Origin of the sequence: Chitinophaga sp. GbtcB8 (assembly GCF_019091455.1) — a bacterium.
Lineage (GTDB): Bacteria > Bacteroidota > Bacteroidia > Chitinophagales > Chitinophagaceae > Chitinophaga.
The window spans coordinates 111,012-135,622 of the sequence record NZ_JAGXJN010000018.1 but is presented as its reverse complement, the minus strand read 5'-3'; the positions used below and the strand labels follow the sequence as shown (position 1 = coordinate 135,622).

18 protein-coding genes and 1 other RNA gene are annotated in these 24,611 nt (G+C 45.3%); 7 read left to right on the top strand and 12 right to left on the bottom strand.

Annotated features, from left to right (window positions below; genetic code table 11):
- Window positions 1-75: 75 nt before the first annotated feature.
- The 10 genes from KVT36_RS17175 to KVT36_RS17130 all read right to left on the bottom strand — a co-directional run bounded on the left by KVT36_RS17175 (window position 76) and on the right by KVT36_RS17130 (window position 10,508).
- On the bottom strand, window positions 76-549 hold the full coding sequence (locus tag KVT36_RS17175) for a restriction endonuclease subunit S (RefSeq protein WP_217604701.1): 474 nt from the start codon (window positions 547-549) through the stop codon (window positions 76-78).
- Entirely contained in the window at window positions 549-857 is a 309-nt protein-coding gene (locus tag KVT36_RS17170; protein WP_217604700.1) for a hypothetical protein, read from the bottom strand. The genes KVT36_RS17175 and KVT36_RS17170 overlap by 1 nt, the downstream gene beginning before the upstream one ends.
- A gap of 54 nt (window positions 858-911) precedes the next feature.
- On the bottom strand, window positions 912-1,958 hold the full coding sequence (locus KVT36_RS17165; protein ID WP_217604699.1) for a virulence RhuM family protein: 1,047 nt from the start codon (window positions 1,956-1,958) through the stop codon (window positions 912-914).
- 5 nt (window positions 1,959-1,963) lie between these two features.
- Window positions 1,964-3,562 carry a type I restriction-modification system subunit M gene (locus KVT36_RS17160; RefSeq protein WP_217604698.1) on the bottom strand — a complete coding sequence of 533 codons (1,599 nt, stop codon included), beginning with the start codon at window positions 3,560-3,562 and terminating at the stop codon, window positions 1,964-1,966.
- A complete protein-coding gene (locus KVT36_RS17155; RefSeq protein WP_217604697.1) occupies window positions 3,562-4,131 on the bottom strand; it encodes a restriction endonuclease subunit S in 570 nt (189 codons plus the stop codon). Before KVT36_RS17155 ends, KVT36_RS17160 begins: the two co-directional genes overlap by 1 nt.
- A 360-nt stretch (window positions 4,132-4,491) precedes the next feature.
- A complete protein-coding gene (locus tag KVT36_RS17150; RefSeq protein WP_217604696.1) occupies window positions 4,492-4,920 on the bottom strand; it encodes a hypothetical protein in 429 nt (142 codons plus the stop codon).
- A 626-nt stretch (window positions 4,921-5,546) separates the two neighbouring features.
- Window positions 5,547-5,918: a transfer-messenger RNA gene (ssrA, locus tag KVT36_RS17145) on the bottom strand.
- A gap of 399 nt (window positions 5,919-6,317) precedes the next feature.
- On the bottom strand, window positions 6,318-7,667 hold the full coding sequence (gene rseP, locus KVT36_RS17140; RefSeq protein WP_217604695.1) for an RIP metalloprotease RseP: 1,350 nt from the start codon (window positions 7,665-7,667) through the stop codon (window positions 6,318-6,320).
- A gap of 112 nt (window positions 7,668-7,779) precedes the next feature.
- Entirely contained in the window at window positions 7,780-8,946 is a 1,167-nt protein-coding gene (locus KVT36_RS17135; RefSeq protein ID WP_217604694.1) for a 1-deoxy-D-xylulose-5-phosphate reductoisomerase, read from the bottom strand.
- 68 nt (window positions 8,947-9,014) lie between these two features.
- On the bottom strand, window positions 9,015-10,508 hold the full coding sequence (locus KVT36_RS17130; protein WP_217604693.1) for a GH3 auxin-responsive promoter family protein: 1,494 nt from the start codon (window positions 10,506-10,508) through the stop codon (window positions 9,015-9,017).
- Between the two features lie 448 nt (window positions 10,509-10,956).
- Between KVT36_RS17130 and rplU the strand changes: the two genes are divergently transcribed.
- The 5 genes from rplU (at window position 10,957) to KVT36_RS17105 (ending at window position 14,478) form a co-directional block, all read left to right on the top strand.
- Complete coding sequence (rplU, locus tag KVT36_RS17125) at window positions 10,957-11,259, top strand: 50S ribosomal protein L21 (RefSeq protein WP_089913399.1); 303 nt, start codon at window positions 10,957-10,959, stop codon at window positions 11,257-11,259.
- A gap of 28 nt (window positions 11,260-11,287) precedes the next feature.
- Window positions 11,288-11,554, top strand: coding sequence for a 50S ribosomal protein L27 (rpmA, locus tag KVT36_RS17120; protein WP_089913402.1), 267 nt, complete (start codon window positions 11,288-11,290; stop codon window positions 11,552-11,554).
- Between the two features lie 77 nt (window positions 11,555-11,631).
- Complete coding sequence (locus KVT36_RS17115) at window positions 11,632-11,910, top strand: hypothetical protein (protein ID WP_217604692.1); 279 nt, start codon at window positions 11,632-11,634, stop codon at window positions 11,908-11,910.
- 245 nt (window positions 11,911-12,155) lie between these two features.
- Complete coding sequence (locus KVT36_RS17110) at window positions 12,156-13,841, top strand: DNA polymerase/3'-5' exonuclease PolX (RefSeq protein WP_217604691.1); 1,686 nt, start codon at window positions 12,156-12,158, stop codon at window positions 13,839-13,841.
- Between the two features lie 139 nt (window positions 13,842-13,980).
- Window positions 13,981-14,478 (top strand): GNAT family N-acetyltransferase, encoded by a 498-nt coding sequence (locus KVT36_RS17105; RefSeq protein ID WP_217604690.1) that lies wholly within the window; start codon window positions 13,981-13,983, stop codon window positions 14,476-14,478.
- A gap of 394 nt (window positions 14,479-14,872) precedes the next feature.
- Here the strand turns inward: KVT36_RS17105 and KVT36_RS17100 are convergent, their stop codons facing one another.
- Both KVT36_RS17100 and KVT36_RS17095 read right to left on the bottom strand, forming a co-directional pair.
- Window positions 14,873-15,793 carry a type IX secretion system membrane protein PorP/SprF gene (locus KVT36_RS17100; RefSeq protein ID WP_217604689.1) on the bottom strand — a complete coding sequence of 307 codons (921 nt, stop codon included), beginning with the start codon at window positions 15,791-15,793 and terminating at the stop codon, window positions 14,873-14,875.
- A 23-nt stretch (window positions 15,794-15,816) separates the two neighbouring features.
- Window positions 15,817-21,879, bottom strand: coding sequence for a Calx-beta domain-containing protein (locus tag KVT36_RS17095; RefSeq protein ID WP_217604688.1), 6,063 nt, complete (start codon window positions 21,877-21,879; stop codon window positions 15,817-15,819).
- A 506-nt stretch (window positions 21,880-22,385) separates the two neighbouring features.
- On the opposite strand from KVT36_RS17095, the gene ahcY reads away from it, so the two are divergent.
- Window positions 22,386-23,714 carry an adenosylhomocysteinase gene (ahcY, locus tag KVT36_RS17090; RefSeq protein WP_217604687.1) on the top strand — a complete coding sequence of 443 codons (1,329 nt, stop codon included), beginning with the start codon at window positions 22,386-22,388 and terminating at the stop codon, window positions 23,712-23,714.
- Window positions 23,715-23,839: 125 nt separating this feature from the next.
- Complete coding sequence (locus KVT36_RS17085) at window positions 23,840-24,571, top strand: pyridoxine 5'-phosphate synthase (protein WP_217604686.1); 732 nt, start codon at window positions 23,840-23,842, stop codon at window positions 24,569-24,571.
- Window positions 24,572-24,611 lie beyond the last annotated feature (40 nt).

Sequence of the window (24,611 nt, the reverse complement as noted above, 5' to 3'; positions counted from 1 at the left end):
AATCAAAGTTTTGCTTTTCCATATGGTCAGTTTAAAGTTAATCAACTTTTTACTGACACACTTTTTGTAATAGTCTCAATTTATCGAAGCTATACCTGTAGTTTGCTTTGCACACGATAAAAAGTAGGTTTTTGCTCTAAATCCTTGAAAATAATTATATAAGTAGAAATGAGATAATGTTTTGCTATTTGCTCGTATTCTAAATAAATGGTTCTGAAAAACACAATTTTCAATTAAATCACTCCAAATTCCTCCGCGACCCAGCTTATCAGGATCCCCGCCCTCAGTAATAAGAATATCTCCTTCTGCAAGTGTATATTTAGAAAGCTCATCTTTATGGATCATTATTTCTTTTACTTCCGTTAAATCAATCTCTCCGTCCTTTACATTTGCTACACGCATATAAGGAACAGTAATTGCATCTTCTATTGCAATTACCCTACCTTTTGAAACACCTTGCTGAATTGCGCATAATTCTTCAAGTCTCTTCACCTCCCAATCCTCCGGTATCCATCCCAGCGACGTTTGTTTATAACCTGGTTTATTCATTATATAGCCGTTAAATAATACTTATTATTGTCAATCCTTTTCAATGCTAATGCCATCCCCACCCTGTCGCCCAATACCTCCGCTAAGCCATCCTTCAACCTTAAAACACCGCTGCGGGCCTTGCCATCTTTTGAGCCGATCCTGTATGTACACCTATAGGAGCTATCTCCCCAGGTAACAATTACATCATAGGTTTTTGGAAAACCATATTGTTCCGGCGGAAACAACTCTTTTTGATGCGAGAGTATACGTATCCGCTTTCCTTCAAAGTCCCTTCGTGTAATATTGCTAATGATTGTTTCTTTCATTTTTCTCTTATTAACCTGGTTATTTTTAAGAACCCGCCAAAACGAGATTTCCACTTATTCTTTTTTACTTTTGCCTCCCTGCAATCGTTTTAAGACATTATCCAGGTCGGCATCATCTTCTGACAATGATTTATCAAAATCACTGCGAAAAGCTTTATCCTGGATTACCCTGAACTGTTCATATTCGGTTTCCGCAAGATTGCGGGTTATTTCGTGGCTGATCCTGCCGGCATCCTTCAGTACCACATAGTCATTAAACTGAAGGAAAGCATCCAGGCGCTCCACCCATTCCTTCATAGCCATAGGTATTTTTCGTTTAGCCTGGTTCTCTGCATAGTCAAGATACATAACCACAATACGGTTCAACTCGTCTATTTCTTCAATAGAAAAGTAGTTTTTAGCAATGCTTACATCTGATTTCAGAATTTTTCCTTCAGGAGCCTTCTTCCAGGTAGTCAGGCCCATATTAGGGCTTTGTGATTTGGCCCTTTCTGCAATGATTTCAGCCGCTGTCTTTCCTGTAATTGCCCAATGCAGCTTATTTTGAACCGTTTTATAGAAGGTTTGGGTAAGGGATGCATACGGATCATAATCAATACTGCATTGCGCATAAATATCCGTGATCTTCTGATAAAAGCGGCGTTCACTGGCCCTTATCTCACGTATCCGTTCCAGCAACTCATCAAAATAATCCCTGCCGAATTGTTTCCCCTGCTTCAGCCGTTCATCATCCAGCACAAATCCTTTAATGATAAATTCACGCAGGGTATTGGTGGCCCATATACGGAAACGCGTAGCGGAAATACTGTTTACGCGATAGCCAACGGAAATAATGGCATCCAGGTTATAGCAATCTATATTTCTTGTAACTTCTCTCGCCCCTTCTTTTTGAACTATCCGGAAATTCCGGATAGTTGATGTTTCTTCGAGCTCACCGGATGTGTATATATTCCTGAGATGCTCACTAATGGTTCGCACATCCACATCAAATAACGCGGCCATCTTTTTTTGTGGCAACCAAAAGGTTTCATCCTCAAAGAAAACCTCAATATGGCGATCTCCTTCCAGCGCCGTATAAAACAGTATTTCAAACTTTTCCATATCAGCTATTTTATCCCTAATTCTTTCAGGTATTTCGCCATTTCAGCCTCTACAGCAGTCAGTTCTGTTCTCAGCTGTGCTATTTCTTTCTGTGTGGCCGCAATGTCAATCTCAGCTTCCTCTTCAAAGGTGTCTACATAACGGGGGATATTGAGATTGAAGTCGTTGCCGGCTATTTCTTCCTGTGTGGCTACATAACTGTATTTATCCTCAACCGCACCAGCAGATAGTTTGCCTTCGGAAAAGCGGCGGTAGGTTTGTACTATATCCTCTATATCCCGCGGGCGCAGGCGGTTCTGGTTCTTGCCGCTTTCAAAACGCTGACTGGCGTCAATGAACAGCACATCAGTGCGTTTGCCCCTGCCTTTGTTAAAAATGAGAATAGCAGCAGGTATACCGGTGCCATAGAATAGGTTGGCAGGCAGGCCAACCACGGCATCCAGCTGGTTATCCTCGATAGTTTTCTGGCGGATCTTTCCTTCGCTGCTGCCCCGGAAAAGTACACCATGTGGTACTACTACACCTACTTTACCATGTCCTTCATAGGCAACTTCTATCATGTGACTTATAAATGCCCAGTCGCCCTTGCTTTTGGGCGGCACACCACGCCAGAAACGCTGGTAAGGATCTGCAACGGCTTTGTAACCACTCTGTGGCTGTCCGGCACTGCTTTTATCTCCTTTCTTTTTGTCTTCTTTCTCTGTATCGTCAGCGCCCCACTTGTCTAATGAAAAGGGTGGATTTGCTACCACCACATCAAATTTCATCAAATGATCTCCTTCTTTGAGCTTCGGGTTACGGATAGTATCACCCCAGCGGATAACAGCTCCGTCAAAGCCATGCAGGAACATGTTCTGTACAGCCAAAGCCCAGGTACTTCCGTTAGCCTCCTGCCCATACAGGGATACATTAGTGGAGCCTACTTCACGACCCGCTTTAATAAGCAATGACGCGGAGCCACACGTAGGGTCACAGATGCGGGCCCCCGGCTGCGCCTTGGTAAGCTTTGCCAACAGAGTAGATACCATGGAAGGGGTATAGAACTCACCTGCTTTTTTACCGGCATCTGACGCAAACTGGCTGATGAGATATTCGTAGGCATCCCCAATTACATCATTATGCTCAAGATGTGAAGGGCTGAGATCCAGCTCGCTAAAATCAATAAGCAGGTTTTTGAGGCGGGTGTTTTTATCTTTCACGTCGCCCAGATTACTGCTGTTGAAATCTATATTACGGAAAATACCTGTACCATCTTCACTGAAAAGCTTCTCCCGGTTGGTTTCTTCCAGGTCGTTAAGGGCAATATTGATTAGTGTACCGATATTGGAAGCTGCCCGATGTTCATACAGGTAGTTAAAACTGCACTGCTCCGGCAGCAGAAAACGCTCCATTTTCATTGCACGTTCTGTGCGGCTTTTATCTCCTTTATATTTGGCCAGGTATTGTTGGTAGATGTCTGCATGTACGTCACTCACATACTTAAGAAAGAGCATAGTAAGGATATAGTCCTTGTATTGGCTGGGATCAATCAAACCGCGAAAAGTATCGCAGGCTTTCCATACTATCCGGTTGATGTCGTCGGCGCTGATCATCTTCTGTGTCATTATTTATAAGCAGTTTTTAAGAGGTTATGACGAAAAATAGTTTCGGTGAGCTGGTTTATCCGCAAGCGCAGCTGCATGGCCTGTTGTTCGAGGCCCTGTACCTGTAAAATAATCTGCTGTTTTTCCAATGATGGTACCGGTATCTCCAATTGCTCAATCACATCCCGTGTAATAAGCGGCATGGAAGTACCTTTAGATGCTGCCGCCAATATTTTTGTGGTAGCAGGATGGTTCAGATACCATTGCAGATACGCAGGTAAAACAGTTTTTGGATCTTTAATGCGTAATATGGTAAAGACGGATGAGGCAACAGCAGGTGTATAGCGTCCGTCATACAGTGCAGCAAAATGATCGACACCTTTCGTTGCCAGCAATATGTCACCGTATTGCAGATAGTTTTTAAACAGCCTGTTCTCTTCCCATAACTCGGGTTCAATATTGCTGGCCCAATTTCTTTTCTTATCCCAATGCCGTACCTGTAAATAGTAAACAGTTTGTCCCCTGGAAGTTGAGGAATTCACATAAATGCCACTAAATAAATCCGCGATATGTTTTATTGTTGTTTGCATCTCATAAAGAGAATGCTAAAGTATGAAAATATTTGACTCATCTCACAAAAAATATTCGAGTAATGGCATTACTCAGTTCATTTTGATCTAAAAATAGATATTTATTATCCAAGTTAACGTTCTAAGCTAGTAAGAATTACAAAAGAAGCAACTCCAAGGAAGCAGATAAAAATTATTTATAAGATTTTATATTATATATTTTTCTAAAAAACAGCGACAAAGGGATGATTTTTCGATCACTCCCCATCAGGTGTGGAAAAGGGCTGGGAGTTGTCGAACTATTTGAAGGATTTTGAACATTGGATCAGAGTCCTAGGCTAGCCTATAGGCCCACTTTTGAATTCCAGGAACCAGATGGCTTTACTGATAATTAATAAACCAAACAGAATAGTCTTCAAGCAACTTATATTCTGATGATTTCTCATCTATGGCTTTCATATCTGCCAGTGGGAGCGGAAAACACTTTTTATCTGAGAGTCTTATTGCTTTTGCAAACAAGCCATAATCCTCATCATAATAAGGATCGATCTTAATCATATTGAATATATCTGTATATGATGGCTGGGTTTTCTTTAGGATTTCATATTCCCGTTTCCCTCCCGGACCTAAAATGTAAAACTCTTCCCAGTCAAAATCTTCAATTCCAGTAATGCGAACCGGAAATTTTAAGTTTGCCTCCAGGTATGATTTATAAAATATAAGCGTCTCAAGCCGTCTGGATATATCGTCAAAACGGTTGTTAAATAGCTGTTCAATCCTTCTTTTGTTATCACTAAATCTTCTGGTCATGTAACAAATTGTCAACCTATTTTAGTTCCTGCCATAGATAATACATCAATGAAAATGCAATACTGCCCTTGGATAGGATATCAATAATAGAATATCCCTGCCGGACCGGTACTGGTAATTAACCATTTATTAAAATCCACTATGGGTATTAGCATAAATACTAAATGTGTGCAGTTTTTCTCCTAGCATCAGTGTATTATTTACAGCACCCTTGTGATCAATCATGAGTGGTGTGTACTGCCATTTTTGAATGTTAAAATTACTTCCTTCCATTTATTATCGCAATACCTATCTTCCTCACATCGACACGCTCTGTAGATATAGACCTTACTTATGTTATTATTGAAGATGGGGCAACAACTCTTGTTCATATCAGTGAGGCGTTGGAATGGATTAAGACAAATATTGAAAAAGCTGTTTTAGGCAGGCAGCCCTTTAAATAACAGTATTTAAAATCAGTGAGATTTTTTACCAGTGTAGATTACAGCGGAAAGTGTTTGTACCTTTTTTCTAAATGGGTATTACCTTTTTTGTTACCTTTTTGATCAAAAAGAGGCTTACCTGCGGTAAGATATAAAAACAAAAAAGCCCGCCAATATTGAATTAGCGAGCTTTAATACTCTTTCAAGTGGAGCCGGCGGGAATCGAACCCGCGTCCAAACATATCCTCCAAAAGCTTTCTACATGCTTATTTCTGCATTGGGTTGTCGAAACGTGGCAGGAGCAGAACTAACCAACCCCGTTCGTATCCGTTTAGATTTTCATTACACACTCACAGAAACCATGTGTACCTATCCCTCTATGGTTTGATTCGGCGGCGGGAGTCGTAGCGGGCAGCAACTCCGGCGGCTATAATGGGTGCGCTAATTTAATTAGGCAGCCATGGCGTAGTTAGATTCGCCAATTAAAGTTTGGGTATTCAGATTAACGTGCTAATTATCCAACGCACGGCATGCTTACACTTTCAAAGACCTATGCTGTCAAAACCAGGCGGCCCCAGTTTTTTTACTAGCCTACAAAGATACGGAATAATTAATTACGAAATGCGGAGCATTCATGAATGCCATTGAAAGTAATTATGATTATGAATAATTACGAATTGCCCTGCCCTACCTGCCCGGCAAAACGGGAAATGTCATTGAAAATAAATGATGGTTATGAAATTACGATCCTGAAGTCCGTTAAACCCTCCAAACACAATCATTACCGCAAAACTCCCACTATCTAAACGTCATCATCAAAGTAACATCCCGTTTTATCACAATAATTACTGCAACAATCCCGCATCCCGCGATAAATTTAGCTGCTTCTATAAAACCGGCCACAATAATTACCACAAAAAAAGCCCTGCATTCTCATGCAGGGCCTCTAAATATGCTATACTCAATTTCGTACCTCTACGAAAACCATTTACTAAATATATTCCTCCACAGATCCAGCCCGTTCGCATACAGCAGCAATCCAAACAACAACACCATACCCACGATCTGCGCATACTCCAGGAACTTTTCGCTGGGCTTACGGCCGGTAACGATCTCGTACAGCAGGAACAGTACATGTCCCCCATCCAGCGCCGGGATAGGCAAAATGTTCATAAATGCCAGGATGATGGATAACAGCGCCGTCATTTCCCAGAACGACATCCAGTCCCACTCACCGGGAAACAGGTTACCTATGGTCAGGAAACCGCCCAGTGATTCGCTGGCCTTTACTTCTTTGGATACAAAGATCAGCCGCAGCTGCTGAACGTATTTTACCAGGGTATTAATGCATTTATTAAAACCGGCCGGTATTGCCTGAAAGAAGGTGTATTTCTTAGTGTTCAGCGCAAAGAACTTAGACATGTCAGCATCAATGTACACACCCAGTATGCCGGTATCCGGCACTTTCACATTCACCTGCATGGTATCGGTACCGCGTAGAACCCCTATTTGCACGGTCTGGTTCTTGTATTTCTGCAGCCGGCTCTTAAAATCACTCAGGTAGGTGGCAGGTTCCCCGTTGAAGGAGATCATCTTATCCCCTTTCTTTAACCCGGCCTTTTCACCAGCAGATTCTTTACTGAAATACCCTACATAATAAGGTACCCGTGGCACTGCAAAAGGCGATTTCTGCTTGATCATCTGCCGGATGAAACCCGGAGGGATAGCCACATTCAGCTCCTGCCCGTCACGTTCTACCTGTATGCTCTTAGCCTCGTGCAAAATGATCTCTGCCGGTATAGCCTGGAAGTTCTCTACTTTCCGGTTGTCAATGCTCAGTATCTTATCACCATCGCGCAGGCCAATGCTTTGCGCCAGCGAATCCACTGATACCCCGTATTTTACATTCTGTGTAGGCAGGTAGGTTTCGCCCCAGTACCACAACATCATGGCATAGATCAAAAAGCCCAGGATCAGGTTCACCGTTACCCCGCCTATCATAATGATCAGCCTTTGCCAGGCTGGCTTAGAGCGGAATTCCCAGGGTTGCGGCTCTTTCGCCAGCTGGTCACGGTCCATGCTCTCATCGATCATGCCGGAAATTTTCACGTAACCGCCTAAGGGTAACCAGCCTACGCCATATTCTGTTTCACCTTTCTTGAATTTGAATAGGGAAAACCAGGGATCAAAGAACAGGTAGAATTTTTCCACCTTTGTTTTAAATAGCTTGGCCGGGATAAAGTGCCCTAACTCATGCAATACTACCAGGATAGAGAGTGACAGGATCAGCTGCCCGGCTTTCACTAATATTTCTTGTGTTGTCATGTAGCTTAAAATCTCCGCTTAAAATAAGATTATTTATTGTTTGTGATCTTAGATCGGAATAATGCGGTTCACTCCATTCTAAATCCAAGACCGTAAATCATTATATCTGAAATCAGATCACGATGGCATTGATCAGCGAAGCGGCATGTTCGCGGGCCGCCGTATCGCTTTCATAATAATCGTGTAGGGTGGGTACTTCAATATGTGGCACCTTTACCAGCGTTTCCTCTATAACTTCCGTCATTTGCAGGAAACCGATCCGGTTACGTAAAAATGCATGTACTACCTCTTCGTTGGCCGCATTCATGATACAGGCTGCGTTACCGCCTTTGCGTAATGCTTCAATAGCAATCGCAAGGTTACGGAAAGTTTTGGTATCCGGCTGCTCAAAAGTAAGCGAAGGGTAATTTTTAAAGGAAAAACGGGGGAAATCATTTGCCAGCCGCTCCGGGTAGCCCATTGCATACTGTATGGGCAGCTTCATATCCGGCAGGCCCATCTGCGCTTTCATGGAACCATCCACAAACTGCACCATCGAATGAATGATGGATTGCGGATGTACCACTACTTCTATCTGGTCCGGTTGCAGGCCAAATAACCAGCGGGCTTCTATCATTTCCAGCCCTTTATTCATCAGGGTGGCAGAATCAATGGTTATTTTGGCGCCCATGCTCCAGTTAGGATGCTGCAGCGCATGATCCTTTTTTACATTAATAAGGAAGTTGGGCTTTTTACCCAGGAAAGGTCCGCCGGATGCGGTGAGGATCACTTTTTCCACCTTGTTTGCCTGCTCGCCCTGCAGACACTGGAAAATGGCGGCATGCTCAGAATCTACAGGTATTACCGGCACATTCTTTTTACGGGCAGCAGCCATCACAATATCACCTGCTACTACCAGGGTTTCCTTATTGGCCAGCGCTACGGGCGTGCCGCTTTCAATGGCAGACAAGGTAGGCGCCAGACCGGCAAATCCCATAATGGCGGCCAGCACCATATCTATGCTATCCCATGCCGCTACCTCTACCATGGCGCGGGTACCGGCAAATACCTTTATCCCTTTATCAAACAGTACACTCTTTACCTGCTCATACTGCGTTTCATCTGCGATCACCACTGCATTGGGCCTGAATTTCAGGGCCTGCTCTATCAGCAGGTCCGCATTCTGGCGGGCGGTCAGCACCTCTGCCCGGAACTTGTCGGGGTGCGCTGCTATTACGTCTAATGCCTGTATACCAATGGAGCCTGTGGAACCTAGAATGGCTATGTTCTTCTTACTCATTTTACAATAATATCAATTATCACTGATCCAAGATTGCGTTGGAAATGTTAAAAATCTGCAATCCACTATCATTGAAGGTATTGCATCAGTTGTTCTGCGAATGTTCTGTCGTTGCTTAAACGGGGTACCTTGTTCTGACCACCCAGCTTGCCGATGGACTTCATATAATCTATGAATCCCTGCCGGCGTACAGGTCTTATCTTCAGGGGTTGCAATATATTACCGGTTAAAAGGTCATCGTAATAGATGTTCTTCTGTCGTAAGTTCTCATCCACCCTGGCAGCAAAGGTAGCCAAATCAGCCGGCATGGTCTCAAATTCTACAAACCACTCGTGGTACGGCAGCTCTCCATTGGTTTGCACCATAGGCGCCACGGTAAATTCCGTGATGCGCACCTGCTCTTCCCCCGCAGCTTTCATCAGGCTGTGCTCCACTTCCTCCCCTATCACATGCTCTCCAAAGGCAGATATAAAATGTTTAATACGCCCTGTTACCACAATACGGTAAGGATTCAGGGATACAAATTTCACTGTATCACCTATATTATATCCCCACAAACCCGCATTGCTGTTAATAATTAAAGCATAGTTCACACCCAGCTCCACTTCTTTTAAAGACAAACGGGTAGGCTTTTCATTAAATATTTCCTGTGCCGGCACAAACTCAAAGAAGATCCCGGAGTTGGTGTTCAGCAGCAGCCCTTCCCCTCCCTGCACATCCTGGAAAGCGATAAAACCTTCAGAGGCGGGGAATGTTTCAATAGTATGAATAGGCCGGCCAATGGATTCCATCAGCTTGGCGCGGTAAGGTTCAAAGTTTACACCGCCATATACCAGCAGGTCCAGGTTCTTGAACAGCTCCCCTACCGGCTTGCCGCTGCGGGCTATCAGGCGGTCAAAATACATTTGTACCCAGGGGGGTATGCCGCTAATGAGCGTCATGTCCTGGTTGATGGTTTCTTCCACTATCTGATCCAGCTTGGTTTCCCAGTCTTCAATACAATTCGTTTCATAAGAGGGTAGCTGGTTGGTGCGCAGGTAACGGGGCACATGGTGGTTCACGATACCGCTGAGGCGCCCGGTAGGTACACCGGCAATACGTTCCAGCTCAGGGGAGCCGGAGAGGAAGATCATTTTACCATCGGCAAAAGAGGAATTACCGGTTTCAGACATATAATACAGCAGGGCATTCCGCGCGGTGTCTATATGATTTGAAATGGATTCTTTACTGATAGGTATATATTTAATACCGCTGGTGGTGCCGGAGGTTTTAGCCAGGTAAATAGGCTGCCCTTTCCAGAGCACGTGATGCCGGCCCTCTTTTATTTTATTAATATATGGTTTAAACTGCTCATAATCCCGGATGGGCACCGCAGCTTTAAACTCATTATAGGTATGGATGGCATCAAAATTATGCTCTTTCCCAAAATCCGTATTCCTGCCTGTTTTTACCAAATCCTCCAGGATGGCATCCTGGTCTTCTACTGCCCGTTGCATTTCCTTCCTGATCTTGCTGCTCACAATGGAAGCAAATGGTTTGGCCAGCAGTGACTTAAACTTCATGCCCTTTAGTTTAGAATGGTTGAAATGACAAAAGTATAAAAATTGTGATGCTTTGCACGGCAAGTTAACGGTTTTTGGGTAAACGGTCCATGGACCACAGACCATGATCCACTGCCTGCTGCAAGTGGTAAAAACCTCCAAGATCCGGGTCATTGCCTATCCCTGTATACTGTTTGCCATGAAGGATGCAATGGACCATGGACGCTAATAGGACACCACTTATAAAATGAACTATGCCATGGACCATCAACTATGGACCACGGACCCATTAAATAAATCTAAAATTGAATAAACTACGTATCTTTGAAAAGAATAAGCTCTTTCTCATTTGGGGTCATTAGCTTATATGTGGCAATTTGCTTTTAATTTAGAAATACTAAATAAAGCAGAAAAGTTTGTCAATTAAAAAACAAGTAGTACTTTTGCAGGAAATTATTTTTGGCTAATTATGTTTGCAGTTGTAAAAATCGCAGGTCAGCAATTCAAAGTACAAAAAGACCAGGAGATCTTTGTACAGCAGTTAACAGGTAATATCGGCGACAAAGTCGAGTTCTCTGATGTACTGCTGACAGATAACGCTGGCACGCTGACAATAGGTACTGATGTAAAATCAGTGGTTAAAGCAGAGATCCTGGGTCATGTTCAGGGTGATAAAGTAATCGCTTTCAAAATGAAGAGAAGAAAAGGCTTCAGAAAGAAAGTTGGTCACCGTACTCACTTTACTAAGATCAAGATCAGCGACATTGCTTAATTTTTTAAAGTTTAAATTCTAAAATAGAATGGCACACAAAAAAGGTGAAGGCAGCGTAAAGAACGGCCGCGACTCCCAGAGCAAAAGACTGGGTGTAAAGATTTTCGGTGGACAAGCTGCTGTAGCCGGTAACATAATTATCCGCCAGAGAGGTACCGTATACCATCCTGGTACAAATGTAGGTGTTGGTAAAGATTTCACCATTTTTGCCACCAGCGACGGTGTAGTTGAGTTCCGTAAAGGACGTGAGAACAGAACCTACGTTTCCGTTAAAGCACTTGACGCCACCGCATAAGCGAAAGCTATGCGGTGTTTGCCATAAAGTTTTTTTTAATACCCAATTATCATTTACTAACCCAAATTCAAAAAACAATGGCAACAATTAAAAAAGCTGCTAAAAAAGCAGCGCCTAAGAAAAAAGCTGCTGCTAAGAAAGCCGCTCCTAAAAAGAAAGCTGCTGCTAAGAAAGCCGCTCCTAAAAAGAAAGCTGCTGCTAAGAAAGCCGCTCCTAAAAAGAAAGCCGCTGCTAAGAAAGCTGCTCCTAAAAAGAAAGCCGCTGCTAAGAAAGCTGCTCCTAAAAAGAAAGCTGCTGCTAAGAAGAAACCTTCTGCACCTTCAGCTCCTTCAGCTCCTTCTAGTCCGGCAATGTAAGATCGGATTTACAACTTGTAGAATAAAAAATCCCGGCAAATGCCGGGATTTTTTTTATTTATGGCCCTAGAGCCGTAAAAGTTCAAAGGCCGGGCTGGAATAATAGTTTAGCCGGTAGCTTGCTGCCTGACAGCATAATCCTTATACCGGATGCGCCATGGTAGTAAAGAAGCCGGGCATTAATCCCATCCATCAAAATCTAAAATCGTAAATCCAAAATCGTAAATCTTCTTTAGCTTGCACTTATGGATAACTACACCATTGCCGATAACTTCTCCCTCCTCTCCAAACTGATGGACATCCATGGCGAGGATAGCTTTAAAGCAAAATCATTTGCCAGCGCTTCCTTTACCATAGAAAAGCTGCCGGGCCAGCTGAAAGAAACTGCGCCGGAAGACATTGCCCGCATTAAAGGCATTGGCAGCTCTACCAACAAAGCCATCCAGGAAATGCTGCAGACAGGGCAATTATCCCTGCTGGAAAATTTTATTGTCAAAACTCCCCCCGGCATATTGGAAATGCTGAAAATAAAAGGCCTGGGGCCCAAGAAAATAGCCACCATCTGGAAAGAGCTGGAGGTAGAAACCTTAGGTGAGCTGTTATATGCCTGTGATGAAAACCGCCTGACCCTGCTGAAAGGTTTTGGACAAAAAACGCAGGACAATGTTAAACAAAGCATTGAATTCTACTTCTCCAACCGCGACCGCTCCCTGTATGCAGAAATAGCTGTCATGGCGCAGGAGCTGGAAAAAAGATTACAGCAAATGTTAGCCCCGGCCCTGGTATCGCTCACCGGACAGGTACGGCGTACAGAAATAATTATTGACGAAGTTGAGCTGGTAGTAAGCGCAGCACCCGCGGTTATTGAACAGCAGTTAAGCGCCATCCCGGATTTTACACTGGTAGAAACGACTGACCACTCACAGTTATGGCAGCACGAACAGCGTGTGAAAATGCGTATCTATTCCTGCCTTCCGGAAGACTTTGCAAAAACACTATTCATAACTACCGCAGATGCCGCTTTCCTGGAACATTTTGATGCAGGCGGACAAGCAGCTGCCCTGCTGAATGGCGCCACTTCTGAAGCCGCTATTTTTGAAAAGGCAGGACTGGATGTGATTGAGCCCTGCATGCGTAATGGCGGCCTGGCGCTGGACCTGGCCAAACGCAAACAATTGCCCACCCTCATTTCCCCGGAAGATATTAAAGGCATTATCCACTCCCATAGCCAATGGAGCGATGGCGTAAATACCCTGGAAGAAATGGCCACAGCCGCCAAAGCAAAGGGATTGGAATACCTGGTGATCAGCGACCACTCCCGCTCTGCTTTTTATGCCAATGGTTTAAGCATTGAACGCATACAGGCGCAACAACAGCAGATAGATGAGCTGAATAAAACATTAGCGCCCTTTCGCATTTTTAAGAGCGTAGAAGCCGATATTTTATATGATGGCAGCCTGGACTACCCGGACGAAATACTGGCTACTTTTGACCTGGTAATAGCCTCTGTGCACTCCATTCTGAAAATGACGGAGGAAAAAGCCATGGCCCGCTTATTAAAGGCTATTGAAAACCCTTACACCACCATATTAGGCCATATGACCGGCCGGCTGCTGCTTAGCCGTAATGGTTACCCGGTTGATCACCAGAAAATTATTGATGCCTGTGCTGCCAATAATGTAGTGATAGAGCTGAACGCACATCCCCGCCGCCTGGATATGGACTGGCAGTGGCTGCCCTATGCGCTGGAAAAAAATGTGCTCATCTCCATTGACCCGGATGCACACAGCATTGAAGGGTATAAAGATATTTACTACGGTACCCTGGCCGCCCGCAAAGGTGGCCTCACCAAAGAAAAAAACCTGAGCAGCTTTGACAGAACCGCGCTGGAAACCTTCTTGCAGCAGCGGCGTGCCGCCCGAATTAATTAATAATGAATAATAAAGAATTAATAATCACGGACACAATTACCTAAAGTATCTGAACCTGCCAACGCAGCATACATATAATCACTTGAAGCTGTTGCATCCCTGATTATTGATTATTAATCTTTAATTCTTAATTACTAAAATGAACTTACTGGTAAAAAACGCCACCACGGCAGACATACCGCTGATACAAGAACTCACCGAAATAATATGGCGCCCAACTTACAAGGATTTACTTACGCCTGCGCAAATAGAATATATGCTGGATATGATGTACAGCACTACCGCATTAACCAAACAAATGACGGAGCTGCAGCATCAGTTTCTTTTGCTGTATGATGATGCTACTCCTATTGGATTTGCCTCTTACAGTACCCTGGATACACCGGGTATTTATAAGCTGCACAAGATCTATGTTCATGGTAATTACCAGGGAAAAGGAGTAGGTAAATTCTTTATGGACACGGTTACAGACCGCGTAAAAACAGCCGGCGCACAGATCCTGGAGCTGGATGTGAACCGCGAAAACAAAGCCCGCTTCTTTTATGAGAAACAAGGATTCAGCATCCTTAAAAATAAAGATACCGATATAGGGAATGGGTATTTAATGACAGATTATGTAATGCAGAAACCTCTGTAAGACCTGCGAACAGCATGGTCTGTGGGCTGTCAACAAAAAAACATTTACCAACAAATATATGAGCGAAGGGCCGCGGACTGTGGTCCATTGTCTGTAGTCCGTAGACTGTTTAAAAAGGCAGCCTGGTAAGAAATGCCAGGCTGATTCCCATGTTAACCATTAAAAAGACACAACTTCATTTTATGTTTTCGATGCTCTGTAAGTGTATCCGGTAATATTACTTCTATATTATTTACGACAATTCTTCCCTGGCGGATTTAGCCGGAACTGTCTTTTTTCAAAAGGCCGCTTAAATCACCCTTTTAACAGCCATTTACACACTAAAAAAGCCCGCACAGTTAGCTGTGCGGGACCTTTAAAATAAACGGGTGTATTTGGTTAATAGAATCCTTAATTAGAAATAACGCGTTGATAATTCCTGCTCTTTAGACCAGTTAAAGCGGTAGTTGAGCATAATTTCATGCGAAACAGACTGCGCTCCCTTCAGGTTAGACGACATAGGCGTATCGTAAGAATAACCGAAAGAGAAATTAGGCGTAACCCGCACCTGTACCATACCTGTAATGGTTTTTTCAGTACGGTAAGAAACACCTAGCCATACCAGCTCCTTAATAAGCAGGCTGGTATTAAAATCAATTCCCAGGCCGCTGCCGCTTACTTTCCGCACCAGGATGTTGGGTTTTATTTTCACATTATCACCCGCATCCATCAAATAACCCGCCTGAAGGTAGTAATGCGACTTATAAACGATCTTGTTAACCTTATTACCCATATCAAAACTCTGGAAGGTGGGCGATGAAAGGCCTACAAAAAATTTATCCGAATAAAACATCATTCCAAAGCCCACTTCGGATTTCATGTAGCTGGCATTTTCTGCAAATATGGGATCGGTAGTAGTAAGCTGGCTGTTATTCTCTTTGAACTGCGACATGCCCAGCTTGATACCCAGGGATAAACGCAGGTTCTCATTCAGGTTTATCTTCTGGGATACATGAAAGTTAAATCCAGTGCGCGACTGCACCGTGATCTTTTCATTCATGGCAGAAAAACCCAGGCTGGTATTGGTTGCTTTAAACGGAGTATAAAAAGAAAGAGAAGCTGTTTTAGGCGCACCATCCACCCCTACCCACTGGTTACGGCCTACCAGCGTAAGGTTCACCGCATCGTCCATACTCATATAAGCCGGGTTTATTACCATCCCGTTCATCATATACTGGGAGTAAATAGGATCCTGCTGCGCCTGTGCCGGATGCCAGCAGCACCCCGCCAGCAGCAGCGCTGCCAGTAGTTTAAAAAGGTGCTTATGTAATTTCATGATCGCCATGTTCTCTGTTCTGACTATTTCCGCTTAATAACTATAAACCCTGCATACTGCTCCTTCTTACCCGTTTCATCATAGATGTAAATAAGGTAGAAATAAGAACCGTCTGTTACTTCCTTACCGCCGTTGTTTAAGCCTTTGAAGTTATTATCCTGGTTATTATAGTTGCTTGTTTTGTACACAGTACCACCCCAGCGGTTAAAGATCACCACTTCGTTCTTGGGATACTTTTCAATGTTCTCTACATACATTGCATCATTACCCATACCATCAGCATTAGGTGATACAGCAGGATGCACGCGGATCTTACCCTTGTTATCATTTACCCAGCGGCCATCTGTGATCCAGCCTTCCACGCTGTCCGGTACCCCGTCGTTATCGGAATCCAGATCCATGTAGTTGGGAATGCCATCATTGTCGGCATCATCATCTGTAGGATCATTATTACCGTTGCGGTCTTCCTTGCCATCCGATACACCATCCCCATCCGTATCGCAGGTGGGGCAGAACGGATCATCATTTATAATGATGCACACCGCGGAATCCGGCATTCCTACAGTAGGTACATTCTGGCCGGAGAATACGGAAGGCTGCTGCAGCCGGATGCTGAAAGAATCGTTCCGTTCAAATATTTCATCGCCTACAATAGAGATCGGGATATAGCCTATCAGCTGCCCTGGCTCTATTTCAATTGGTTTTACAATACTGTCATAATCCGATCCCGGCACTGCGGTACCAATGAAGGATACACCGGCTGTTTTGTAGAACTGGTATGGCAGGGTCACCGGGCGGGAGGCGGCGCGGCTCAGCTTCACTTCCACCATCAGAATACTCTCACCTGGTTTATTGCCTTCATTTACCATGTACTGCGGCGCATTGAAAGAAAGGTCCAGCGGATCATTATCTTCCACGATCACATTCACCTGGCTGGCCAGTCCCGGTACATAATTCGGGATCAGGTTACCGGAAGGATCGGGTACGATCTGCAGGTTCACAAATCCTTCATCATCATTCGTAGTATTATCAAAAGAGGTGATCGTGAATGTGTATTCCGTAGAACCGGCAGGTAGTATTACCGTAAGCGTATCACCGTTACCGTTCAGGGAGCCTACACTGGTGGTGATGGTCCTGGCGGCATCATGGATCACTTTCAGCGCTACCGGTATGTCCTTGGTATTAATGCTGGGTGATTTAAGGGTGATCTGCACCTGCTCCCCTTCTTTTACCGTAGCCGGTGTGGAGAACAGATCCAGCTTCATGGTATCATTATCAACAATAGGCACATTTATCTGCGAGCTGGCTGACAGCGGCCAGGTAATACCGGTCATAGTGCTGGTTACATTTGCCAGCTGAATATGTACAAATTCAGTATCCTCTACCAGCTTATCATCAATCGGTGTAATGTTCACGGCTACACCATTCTGGCCGGCAGGAATGGTTAAGGTTCCCGGCAGGGTCAGGTAGTCTGAACCGGCGGCTGCGGTGCCGTTTACATTATAGGTCACCTGCACATCTCTCATTACCGTTAGCTGTGAATCTGAGAAGCGGATGCGGAAGCTGCCCTTCGTGGAAGGTTCTGCAGCATTCCCTATCTTTTCTATCATCATAGCGCGGCCTGCTGCATTGTTCTCATCATCTTTCAGTGTCACTGTTTGCAGAGTAGCATCTACCGGGAAGATAATAGTACCCATTTTGGCAGATACCAGCTGCAGTGTAACCGTTTCATCACCCTCTACCAGCTTATCGTCTGTTACATTCACCGGGATAGTTATGCTATTGGTGCCGGCTTTTATAACAGCAGTGGCAGGCACTACTTTCCAGTCTGCAGCACTAGCCGTACCACCCAGGGTAAATGTTATATTCACATCCTTACCTGCCATTTGCGTGCTGGTAAGCTTAATTACAAACGCTCCATTGGTGGCCGGTTCTGCGGCATCAGCCGTTTTAAGGGCCAGCACCTGCACCGGTGCTTCCGGTATAGTAATAACAGCCGGTGAGGTAACTGCGTAGGGAGCTGGTACCGTAGCTTTCAGCTGTAACTGTTCTGTACCTTCTACCAGGTTATCTGCCACCATATTCAGGGTAAGCTGCATTTGGTTAGTACCGGCAGGTAATACTACACTAGCAGGTACGCCGGTATAATCTGCAGCGCCTGCGCTGAAACTGGCATCCGGCGCAATGCCTATGGAAATATTAGTGGAAGCGGTAATAGCCGCTTTTACAAAACCTACTGTTACTTTGGCATTATTACCTTCATGCAGGGTAGTAGAATCTACCACTACTCTCAGCTTCAGGTTGGAAGGATCTTTACTGGTCACATCATCAATAAACACATCCAGGCTGTCAACTGAAAGACCTGTAAAGTCGGAGGCGGTACCTTTTAAACGGATCAGCTCCAGCGGTTCAATGATATTATCTGATATAGCCGATAACGTTATATCCTTAAAGTTCTGGCCCGGGCTGATGGTTACGGTTACGGGCAATCCGCTGTAATCCGTAACTGCAGCAGTAGAGGCGCTGCCGGCGGTCAGCGTTACCTTAAACGGTTTGTAAGGTGTAATACCTGCGGCCAGCGCTATCCGTACGGTATAGCTGTTGCCTTCTGCCACTTTATTACCGGCAGAGTAAGGTTGCGGCTGCACGGTTATTTTCGGGTTGCTGCCGTCCTTAATAGTAAGGGTCAGATTGCTGCCTGCAAAACCAATGGCGCTTTGATTGATGATAATTGTTTCATCATCTTCCAGCAGGTTGTCGGTGCTGGCCAGGATCGCTGCGGGGAAGGTTACAGAACCGGTGCCCTGTTTAATGATCACCGTGGTGGGCAGGGCGGTATGCTCCCCGTCTGATGCGGTGGAAGCCGCATCCTTAGTGATCGTTACCGGGATATCGTAAGTGGTTTTCTTACCAGCCGGTAATGACAGGGTTACCAATGCACCTGTGGTGCTGCCTTCCGTAATGGTATTATTATCGGCCGTCATGGTAATAGGCATGCCGGCTACATAATCCAGGTCTTTAATGGTAACACTGGCCGTGGTGAAGGTAATACCCGGCAGGTCGGCAGAAGCACCGTCCAGCACAAGGGTTTCATCCGATTCCAGCAAGCCATCTGCGGTAATATTAATAGTACCGGTTACAGCAGGATTGCCTTTATCCAGCGGTGGTATAGTAGTAAAGGTATAATCTGTATCTGCTGCAGTTGAGCCGGTGCCGGTTTTAGGCGTAATATGAATGGGCACTTCCGTGGTAATGCCAGCGGGCAGGCTATACGTAACCGTGTAACCGGTGCCTTCATTCATTACCGCCTGTTGTGCGGCAATGGTTATTACCTTATTCACTGCATTATCGCCGGTGGCATCATCAATATATGCACTGTCAGGAGCAACGGTTAAGCTGGGGATGTCGGAAGATGCGCCATCCAGCGTAAAGCTTTCACTCTTTTCCAGTATCAGGTCTGTTTGTGCAGTAATAAAACCAGGCACTGTTATTTCCCGCTGTCCGGCAGGAATGGTAATAGTGGTGGAGGCCAGCGTATAATCCGTAGCGCTGGCTACAGAACCGGTGTTATGTGTTAAGGTAACCACAATGGGCTTACCTGCAATTATATTATTTACAAAACCAACCTTCAGCGCACTGTTATTGCCTTCCTTGATAGGGCTGCTGGCGATGCTGAGTTGCAGCTTGCGGTTGTTCGGATCGCTCCAGGTGGCGTCTTTGATGGTGATGGTATAGGGTTTCACCGTAAAGTCGCTGGAGTTGCCATTCAGCGTCAGGCTTTCATCGCCTTCCAACAGGTTATCTGTCAGCGCATTGATGGTGAAGGTAGCGTTGTTGGCGCCGGATGGTATTTTAAATGCCGCATCCGGTAATGCGCTGATGTCGGCCGCTGTACCTTCGCCGGAAAGCGTAATGCTAAGCGGAATATCTGCGCTGGCAGTAGTACCTGCAGGCAGGCTTACGGTAAAGGTAACCGCTGCGCCGCCTTCTGTCATCTCTGTTTGTCCGGCAGTAGGCTGTATCTGCAGCGCGTTAGCGTCATCATCCAGTATTTGTATATCATACGGCGTAAAGTTGTATGGGCGTGACAGCACATCTGTAGCCGTAGCCGTTACATGTAATTTCTCAGTGCCTTCTGCCAGGTTATCATCTATTACGGTAAACGGTATGGTTACAGAATTGCCGCTGTTGATAGAGAATGCAGTGCTGGCAATCGTATAATCAGATGCGGATGCTGTGGACTGCGGATCAGCATGCATAACCCCCAGCGTAATGTTGATCGGTATGTCGGTGGTTACCCCGGCCGGCAGGCTGAATTGCAGGCCGCCGTTGTAAGGCTCTGTTACCGTAATACCCGGTACCGGCCGCATGGTAATAATGCGGTTGGCCGGATCATCATAAGTGCGGTCTTTAATATTCACGGAAGCACTGGCCGTTTGCGGCAGCCCTAACACAGTAGCATCTGCCTGTACTTCCAGTGTTTCCAGGTATTCCAGGATCTTATCACTCTGCGCCTGGAAGGTAAAGGTGGCAGAGTTGGTGTTTTGCTTAATTACTACGCTGGCAGGTAATACCACATCTGAAGCCGAAGTGGTGGAGGTCGCTTTGCGTGTAAGCGTAACAGTTATATCGGCAGCAGCCAGTACGCCGGAAGGCAGGCTTACTGTTGCACTGGCGTTTTGGCCTTCATCCACTTCTACCGGCATATTTAAGGTGATGCTCTTTGATTCATCATCCTTAATGGTATAGGTTAGTACATTGTTAGAAGTGTTCACCTTCACCAGGTTATTATTAACACTATTATCCAGCGTTAAGGTCATGGTGCGGTTGTTCTGCAAATTGGTATTACCCAGTATCATAACACTGGTATCCACACTGATCAGCTTCCCGGTGTTATTATAGCTGCCGGGCGGTATCATAATACCACGCTTGCATTCATAATCTACGCCCGCTATGCCGGGATTGGCGCCTGTAGGTGCAGCAATTACCGGTACATATAACGGAGCCGTAACTACAATGGTTTGTGTATTACTGCCGTTGTATACTTTTATTTTCAGGTTATCTGCACTATGACGGATATCCCCTTCCATGCCGGAAGCGGTATCTTTTTCAAATGCAATAGTTAGCTGGCGGGTTACGGCAGGGGGCACACTGTCTATACCGGTAACACCATCAAGATCTGTCATGGTGCTTCCGTAACCGGACAGGATACGGGCTGTATACACTCTTTCTGCATTCACATTACCCCCAAATACATCGCCCATATCTTTATGCACAATGATACCATTCTCTGTACCATCATAGGTGTTATTATAAATATTAGGTAACGTACAGCTTTCCGGTATGTTGGAAACCATACCGGCAGCATCAGTAGCCATGAAGGAGGTAAAGCCGTTCTTCATACGCAGCACGTGCGAACGGCCTGTAGGATAGCTGCCGCAGGGATCATCGCGATACACACCTATAGTATTATAAGGGCCCGGGTAATCCGGACCTAAACCTTTGGTACAGGCGCTGTTGCCACCCCAGTCACCGGTGATGGCATCCAGTACAGCATGTTCTGCCAGGAACAGGTGTGCATGAACGGTCAGCTTGTCTGTAATAGCAGCGATCGTGTAGTTTAATATATAATAAGGCTGGTCTTTTACATAACTCAGGTCACAGATGATAGTGTTCTGCCCATCAGCTCTGAAATTTACCACATTACCAACCATTTGCACTTTCCACGGAGAGGCCGGGGTACCTAAACCGGATTGGGGAGAGACAAAACCCCAGTTCACTTGTTTTACCTGGCGCGGATCGCCCGAAATAAATTCGTTCATACCTATGAACGTAGCAATACCCCGGGGATCATCCGTGCCTTCATAGGTTTGGCTCATACCCAGGCGGTACACCCGGAACGAGCCATCTGCAAGAATTTCGATCTTTAAACCCGGATCGGCAATAGTGCCTCCCGTTTCATTAATAGTTTCAATTACCTGGGCGCTTACTGGACTGCCGGCTAATAGCAGAAGGGCACCTACCAGCAGTTTTCGCAGCAGCCATTGCACGGCTTTAGCGCAAACCACCCGGGTATTGCTTTTCATTGTATAGGACAGCACTAACATAAGGCATGTAAATTTCTAATCATCCATCTTATTTTAAATCCAACAGATATAGCGGCGCAATGAAACCGATCTTTCATATAACCCCTGTTAGCGTACATGTCATATTTGCTGTATGGGTTGGCCCTTGTCCCGCCATTATTGGCGTACAAGCCTTATATATCAACATCTTAGCTTACAGTTGTAGGTTGGATGTGCCGATAGATAGGGCTTCTGTCATATTAAATCCATATCAAATTTATATAAAATAAATATATCAAAACAATTAAATTTAATTTTTCCACACTATGTTAACAACTACGGGGATAACCGTACAGCCCGGAATGCAGCCCCAGACTTTGTTTGTGCTAGAATTTTTTACGGGTAAAATGTGGAAAACCTCGGGTAAATGGAACAAATTACTACTGGCAGACAGTATTCTGGATTTTTCTACTGAGCATTACGCTATAAAATAAATTAACGGTAGATTTGCCCAAAATCGTAAAAGCATGTCAACAATCGCTAAATCCAACATTGACTTTAGCCTTCAGTATAAGGTAAAAGATATGTCTTTGGCCGAATGGGGTCGGAAGGAAATTGAGCTGGCAGAAGCCGAAATGCCGGGCCTCATGTCTTTGAGAGAAGAATATGGCGCTTCCAAACCCCTGAAAGGCGCCCGCGTAGCAGGCTGCCTGCACATGACCATACAAACGGCCGTGCTCATTGAAACCCTGGTACACCTGGGTGCAGAAGTTCGCTGGAGCTCCTGCAACATCTTTTCCACACAGGACCATGCCGCTGCTGCCATTGCCGCTGCCGGTATCCCGGTTTTTGCCTGGAAAGGTATGAACGCTGAAGAATTTGACTGGTGTATAGAACAAACCCTGTTCTTTGGCAGCGCCGACCGCCCTTTGAACATGATCCTGGACGACGGTGGTGACCTGACCAACATGGTGCTGGATACTTACACTGAACTGATACAGCATATAAAAGGATTAAGCGAAGAAACCACTACCGGTGTTCACCGCTTATACGACCGCATGAAGAACGGTACCCTGCCCTTACCTGCTATCAACATCAATGATTCTGTTACCAAATCCAAATTTGATAACAAATACGGTTGCCGCGAATCCTGTGTGGATGCTATCCGCCGTGCTACCGATGTCATGATTGCCGGTAAAGTAGCGGTAGTTGCAGGTTTTGGCGATGTGGGCAAAGGCTCTGCCGAATCCCTGAGAGGCGCCGGCGCCCGTGTGATCGTTACTGAAATTGACCCCATCTGCGCCCTGCAGGCTGCTATGGAAGGTTATGAAGTAAAGAAAATGGCTGATGCCGTTAAAGAAGCTGATATTATTGTAACCACTACCGGTTGCCGCGATATCATTACCGGCGAGCACTTTAAAGCCATGAAAGACAAATGCATCGTTTCCAATATCGGCCACTTTGATATTGAAATAGATGTTGCCTGGCTGAACAAGAACTACGGTAAAACCAAAGTTGAGATCAAACCGCAGGTAGATAAATATACCATTGATGGTAAAGACATCATCCTGCTGGCAGAAGGCCGCCTGGTGAACCTGGGTTGCGCTACAGGCCACCCTTCTTTTGTAATGAGCAACTCCTTTACCAACCAGGTACTGGCACAGCTGGAGCTGTGGCTGAACAATGATCAGTACGAAAATAAAGTATACGTGCTGCCCAAACACCTGGATGAGAAAGTTGCCCGCCTGCACCTGAAAAAAGTGGGTGTTGAGCTGGATGTGCTGACCAGCGCCCAGTCTGAATACCTGGGTATTCCTGCAGCAGGTCCTTACAAACCTGATTACTACAGGTACTAAGTTTTTATATAAGGAAAAGGGAATAATTTAACAGCAATAGTGGAGGTCATGTTCCGTCCGGAACGCAGCCTTCACTATTCTGCTTTATAGCTGTTTAATTATCCATTGTTATTTACCTTTGCGCCATGACCAAATTAAGCGTTAACATTAACAAGTTTGCCACTCTGCGTAATGCGCGCGGCGGCAATATGCCCGATCTATTAAAAGTAGCCCAGGACTGTGAGCGTTTTGGTGCAGAAGGTATAACCGTACACCCCCGCCCCGACCAGCGGCACATCCGCTACCAGGATGTATGGGACCTGAAACCACTGGTTACCACTGAGTTTAATATAGAAGGCTACCCTTCCCGGGAATTTATGGAGCTGGTGCTGGCTGTAAAACCGCACCAATGCACACTGGTACCCGACCCGCCGGATGCCATTACCTCCAACACGGGCTGGGATACAGTCAAACACCAGGCTTTCCTGAAAGATGTGATAGGCCAGTTAAAAAAAGCCGGCATCCGCGTATCTATTTTCCTGAATGCACAGGTTGATAAAGTAGCAGGCGCCAAAAGCGCCGGCGCTGACCGTATTGAGCTATACACCGGCCCTTATGCGGAAGAATATGCCAATGCTTATACCCAGCCGCAGAACCTGCAGCTGTTCAATGATTATAAGAATACCGCCCGGGAAGCAGTAACCCTTGGCCTGGAGCTCAATGCCGGCCATGACCTGAACCTGGATAACCTGCGCTTTTTTAAGCTGCATATTCCCCAGTTAAAAGAAGTGTCTATCGGGCATGCCCTGGTGTGTGATGCGCTGTACCTGGGGCTGGAAAATACTATCCAGTTATATAAGAGGCAGCTGGCAGATTAAAAAATGTGCAAATATGCAGATGTGCAGATGTATTACCAGC